Here is a 6,260-nt window from a genome sequence, read left to right as displayed (position 1 = left end):
CAGGAGGTATTTTTTTTATCAAATTTACATTTAGCGCATTACAGGAATGCTGAGCTTTAGCGAGTTTGAGGCTGCCCTTAGGGTATTGGCATTTTCACCCTTAGAGGTTCTAGGAAAAATCCCAAACGTGGTCAGAATAGGATGTAATATCTTATCTAAATACTCCTATAACAAATCGTCTAAGATATCTTCGATTTTTTCTAGGGATTTAAATCCACCCTCTGGTTTCTTCTTTAAAAGACTTTCAAATACAGCAGCTCTCTTCTCCTCTGATAGGTCCTCATAATCGTCTATATCAAAATCTACACTATTACCATTAGCTATTATTAACTTACCTAATGACTCAGCATCTGCTGCTTTGTTTATATCTTCTAGTAGAGTTTTAAGGTCCCCTTGTCCCTCTTTTTCTATCTGCTCTTCAACAGCCTCTTCAAACTCTTCCTTAACATCCTCTAAACTTTCGAATCCGATCATGTCATCATCTTCATCTTCATCCTCATCATCATCATCGTCGTCATCATCACTATCCCTAGTTAGACTTTTTCCACCCTGGTTTGACCCATCAGTTGGTGGATTTGGTTTATCTGGATTTGGTTTTTCAGGGTTTGGCTTTGATGGCTTTCCATCTTCCTCATCCCTTTCATCCTCAAGCTCTTCATAAACCTCCATACATACAGCCTTCTTACCCTCATCTGATAGAGTATTATAATCTACCATATCAAGTCCAATAGCCTCAGCATTATCCTCTATAATCTTTTGAATAGTGTCCTTAGTTGATTTATTTATAAGGTCAAGTATTCCCTTATCATCTACTCCTGACTTTCTATCCCATGAGTTCTTAGTGTATTCACCAATTACTCCACCTTGAGCTGCAGTTAGTTTATTACCTGATAGATCGAATATTTCACCTGCAAATATTAATTTGCATCCATCTACAATCTTATCCTTTGCAAAATCTATATCTACTCTTGCTACTTCATTTCCAGCGATTTTCTTATATGACATTGAAGCTATTGCACCCTCAACATCCTTACCTGCCTTGTCTACAACCTTAAATGACATAGCTGAAGCAAAATCTCCATCATTAAGTTCTACAAACCCACCGGATTGTGACTTAGTAGCAATATTTTCACTAAATTCAACTCTTAGCTTATTAGCATTTGAACCCTTACCTACCTTTAATGTAGGTGCTACTGTGTCCTTAATAACTCCACCATCAATATTAGCTTGGTTTCCATCTACATATACACCATTAATATTAGATGAGTTATTTACATTAACGTTAACGCCATCTGAAACAACAACCTTATTAGCAGTTACACCCTCAAGTCCAACTACAGGTGTGCTTCTTGCCATAGACCTTTTATTAGCCATGTTTATAGTTAGAACATCAAAGTGTCCTCCCTTAATCTTAGCTCCTGACTCTACATTAACTGTAACATTAGTCTTCTTACTTGCCTTAACATTTTCAAACTCAATAGCTGAGCTTCCAAGGTTTAGAGAAACGTTTTTCCCAATAACCCCATTTGATACCTTAGCATCCTTAATAGCAACTAGGCTATTAACATCCTTAAAGTCGATAAATCCTGTTTTATCTCCCTTAATACCAGCATCTCCAATAACCCCTACAATACCCTTACCTATATTGTTTAAAAGGTTAGTTTTTGATGAATGGCTTGAAAGTTTTTCTCCAGCATTTCTAGCTTCTTTATATTTTTCTAAAGCCTTTGTTTTATCTGTTTTTACTAGAGCCTCTGCTTCCTTTACTATAGCCTCTACCTTCTTAACAGCTTCAAAGTGTGCTACCTTAACCTTATCCATTAATAGAACTTTAACAGCAGTTCTCTCTTTAAGCTCTTCAATTTGCTTCTTAAATTCTTTTTGGTCAACCTTAGTAAGATCCTTCTTAGCTAGTTCAACGTACTGCTCCCAAGTATCAACATTCTTCATTGAATGTGAGTTAGAAGACATACTTTTCTCTACCTGATTTACCCTAGCAGCTGCATTAATTAGTGCTTCAGCCTTGCTAATTGTTTCAGCATACTTATTTTTAGTACTGCCACTTGGAATTTTCGCAAGTAAATCCTTACACTCCTTAATGTATTTTTGCCATTGGCCTACATTTTTAAGACCTAGGTAGTTCTTCTTAAGAGAAGAAACAACTTGTGAAATCTTAGCATCAAGCTTTTTTATATTATTTGTAGAAGCTTGTACAGATTGTACTTCAACAGTTGAAAGCGCTCCCACAGCACCTGTTAAAGTCATAACCCCTGCTAATGATCCACTTAGAATCTTTTTAACATTTTTCTCCATTGGTTTGTACCCCCTTTAGGTTCTATATAATTATTGTAAGGTAGTTAATATATCGAGTACTTTACAAAATTTTATATAGTTTACAGTTATGTTAATATTTTGTTCATAACACACTATTCATAGTATATGAATAGTGACACATATTTGAACCTATTAGAAAAGGTTTTCTGTTAATATTTTAATTCAAACTCTAAATTCATCATTTGTATTTTTTACAAATCCAAATTTGAACATTATATATAAAATTTTTCTTTTTATGATAATTATTTAACATTTTATTTTTATTCTATTGACATTACATATTACAAATTCTATACTAGCTATCTCGACACACGATATATCCTTATTAGATATTAGGAGGAATTAATAATGACTAAGGTAGTATATAAATTATTTGTAGACTCTTAGAATTTCTTTGACAAATCCCACCGCATACCTGCTAAGGGGCTAGCTACCACTTTGTAAAAGTAAAATAGAGCTACTCTAAAGTAAAATTTTTTGCAAACAAAAAACAGCTATAAAAGCTGTTAATTATACATATTTTGCATTTTAAAAATTTCTATTTTCATGTTTTCTACAAGTTCACTTGGAGCTAATAACTTAACATTACTTCCCTGGCTAAGTAACCACATAAGTATTCCCTTACCGTATACCTCTGCCTCAATTATGTACTTATCTCCATTTCTTTCAACAATTTTACCTGTTGGAAGCTTGTCTAGAATATTCAAAGGACATTTACCAGTATACTCTAGCTTTATTTTATAAAGATCCCCAGCGTACATAAACTGAACTCTTTTTCTAAATTCACCATCTTCAATTTTCTTAGGCTCTGGAATCGTAAACTGGGGTGAATCTGTTTCCTTAGCGTTAAGAATTCTATCAACCCTATAAACCGTTGGAAAATCATAACCCTTGTTACTGTGATATGCAATTAAATAGAAGTAATACTCTGAGAAAATAACTGATATAGGGTGAAGTACTCTATTTACAACCTCTCCATCTGTTCTTCTATATTCTACCTCGATCTCTTTACACTTATTTATCCACTCTGTGTATTGCCATATTCTATCTATAACATTACACTCATGGTTAACAGGCGTATAACGAAGAAGTTCATTTCCTATAAATTTTTTAATATCCTTAGATTCTTCCCTAGATACACATCTTAGAAGTCCATGAATAAGACTCTCCATATCTTCCCTCTTAAATCCTCTACTTTCAAGTAGAACCCTACTAATAGCTAGAATATCTTCCCGTGTTAAATATTCCTTATCCTCTGTAATAAGTTTATATCCCTTATCCTTACGCTTGTACTTAACCTCCGCACAACCGCTATCTCCCATATAATTAGAAAGGTAGGCATTAATATCACTAATGTCTCTTTGGATGCTTCTTTCATCTACTCCGAATTTTGCTGCTAATTCTTTCTTGTTAACACATGCGTTTTTAATTAATCTACTATATATCCATAAAACTCTCTCTATCTTTGCCTGCTTTAATTCCACTTTTGTCAGCCCCTTCCTAATAAGTATTATATACCATTTTATAGACAAATTGTGTCCTTTTTGCAATATTTATGCCAAAAAAATTAATTTTTTTACAAATTTATAACATTTCATCACATTTAAATAAATTCTATAATTTGATTAAATTACCTATTAAAACACATTGCAAAAATCCATTTGTTTTCCATTGTTTTTATTGATATAATGTAAATAATTACATTAGGAGGATTTTTAATGAAGAAAAAAGTCATACCACTAATAGTATGTTCATCATTAGTATTTTCTCAGCCTTGCATATCTTCATTTGTAGATACAGCATATGCTGCTACATCGAAGGATGTATTAAGTGTTCACAACAAGATTGAACATCTTTACAATTCAATTAAGTCAAATTCATTTACATCTAAAAACGTTCCAATTTGGAAAACCTACATTTCAGATGCAAAAAAACTTAACTCCTACCTTCCAGTAGGTCATAGTCAAGAAAAATACAATTTACGAATCCATTATGCAGAAACACTTATTCAAATCTTAGAAACAGTTTCATATGTTGAATCTGAATTATCTAAGAATGAAAACCCATCTATTACGGATTTACAATACAAACTTTCATATTCAAAGTCCATGCTTCATAACATGGACATTAACCTATTTACCAAGCAACAATCGGATCTACAATCTAGAATAATTCAATGCGAAAATAAGCTAGTTCCAAATAACCTTCTATGTGAAAAACTTTCATTTGGAATTAAGGGCTTTGAGGTTCAAGGTGAACTTATCAAACCAAAAAAACCACCTAAAAATATTAAAACCGTAATAATAGTTGGAGGTTCTGGTCCTTCTAATAAGGATGGTAGTATAGGAAATCAATCACCATATAAAGACCTTGCATATATGCTAGGAGACAAGGGTATTGCATCATTTAGATATGACAAAAGAACCCTATCCCACATAGACAAAATGACTCCAAGTTATGTACTTAACCTAGGTCTTAAGGAAGAATATCTAGAGGATTATAACGAGATTATCCAGTATCTACAAAGAAGAAGTGATATTGTTCCTAGTGAAATTTACACTATTGGTCATAGCCAAGGAGGGAATATAATCCCTATGCTTCACAGCACTAACCCTTCATCTAAGGGATACATCTTCCTTGCCGCTAACTACTTCCCTCTTGAAGATCATATTCTCCGTCAAAACAAATACCTACTAGACATAACCCCAGGGCTTACTGAGGAATTTAAAAAAGAGCAGCTATCCTTTATTCAAGGTGAAGTTTCTAAAATAAAAACCCTAACAGAGTCATCTATAAACGAAAAAATACTTGGAATACCCACTAAGTACTGGCTTGAATATAAGGGATATGACCCTGCTATTGAAGCATCTAAAATAAATAAACCAATGCTATTTATTCAAGGACTTAACGATTACCAAGTAACCATAGATGATCTTAACAAGTTTAAAGATACTCTTAAAAACGACTCTAAAATAGAATTTAAGGAATTTGAAGGATTAACACACACACTATCTAAGGGCGATAAAACTCCAAATGCCTACTTAGAAAAATCTAATGTAGACCCTTCAGTTATAAATTCCATAGTAGAATTCCTAAATAAATAAACAAAGGGGCTGTTACAAAATAATTTAATTTTGTAATGGTCCCTTTTTTATGCCTTGGTACAGGTAGCAGCTATTGGATTTGTATTTTTAGGTCTTAGAGTTTCTTGGAACAATCCCACCGCATACTGAAGGGGGGCAGGGTCTTTTAACTGTACCAACTACAAAAGGGCAATCTCTAATCGAGACTCCCCTTTGCCTTAATATTGAAATAGTGATTAACTATTTATTTAATGCTTACCTTAAATTCAATTGAATCTGATATTTTAATAAATTTATTTGCTTCTCCTTGGTGAGCTGGGGTTATTTTTAATGTGTATTCCCCTACAGCTGCCAAAGTCTTTGGCTTCACTCCTACTAGAATATCGCTAACTTCTTCACTTGAGAATGCCATTGTATAGGTTTTTCCATTCTTAACCTTAAGTCCATAGAATACTGAATTTCCTCCCTCTGGACTAGCTAAATTGGTTCCCCCTCCTTCAACTTCACCAAGTCCAAAGTCACTTTTTTCCCTATTATTATCTGGAATTACATCTAGGTAATCATCATTTCTCTTAAGAGTAATACTTTCAAGCACATCACTTAACTTAACTGCTACACCACTACTATCAATTAACTGTAGTGCCAAATACCCTCCATTTAAGCTATAGTCATTATCAGGTGGACCCATGTCTCCTGGCATATGAATTGTTCCAAGTCCATTTTTAGATTTCCACAGAAAATTACCTTCGTAATTATTCATTTCACTTTTTTTCTCAAGTGATGCATCCTGCTTCGCAACTATTAACTTAACATCCTTACTTTCTGAGTACTTACCATGGGTTA

At 33.5% G+C, this 6,260-nt stretch carries 4 protein-coding genes; 1 reads left to right on the top strand and 3 read right to left on the bottom strand.

The annotated features are described in order from the left end of the window. Positions 1-165: 165 nt before the first annotated feature. Positions 166-2,313, bottom strand: a complete 2,148-nt coding sequence (locus RR539_RS09995; RefSeq protein WP_332474956.1) for a hypothetical protein — start codon at positions 2,311-2,313, stop codon at positions 166-168. Positions 2,314-2,840: 527 nt separating this feature from the next. Then, a complete protein-coding gene (locus tag RR539_RS09990) occupies positions 2,841-3,818 on the bottom strand; it encodes a helix-turn-helix transcriptional regulator (protein ID WP_332474940.1) in 978 nt (325 codons plus the stop codon). Positions 3,819-4,052: 234 nt separating this feature from the next. On the opposite strand from RR539_RS09990, the gene RR539_RS09985 reads away from it, so the two are divergent. Further along, positions 4,053-5,438 (top strand): serine aminopeptidase domain-containing protein, encoded by a 1,386-nt coding sequence (locus RR539_RS09985; protein WP_332500388.1) that lies wholly within the window; start codon positions 4,053-4,055, stop codon positions 5,436-5,438. A gap of 223 nt (positions 5,439-5,661) precedes the next feature. On the opposite strand, the gene RR539_RS09980 is transcribed toward RR539_RS09985, so the two are convergent. Then, a partial coding sequence (locus tag RR539_RS09980) for a hypothetical protein (protein WP_332500387.1) occupies positions 5,662-6,260 on the bottom strand: 599 nt, incomplete at its 5' end.

The organism is Clostridium sp., from assembly GCF_036639235.1.
GTDB lineage: Bacteria > Bacillota > Clostridia > Clostridiales > Caloramatoraceae > Clostridium_AB.
The sequence above is the reverse complement of the archived record's forward strand: the minus strand, read 5'-3'. Positions and strand labels throughout refer to the sequence as shown.

Coding starts and splice junctions, on each gene's coding strand:
- RR539_RS09995 (WP_332474956.1), bottom strand. CDS start 2,313: ATGGAGAAAAATGTTAAAAAGATTCTAAGTGGATCATTAGCAGGGGTT.
- RR539_RS09985 (WP_332500388.1), top strand. CDS start 4,053: ATGAAGAAAAAAGTCATACCACTAATAGTATGTTCATCATTAGTATTT.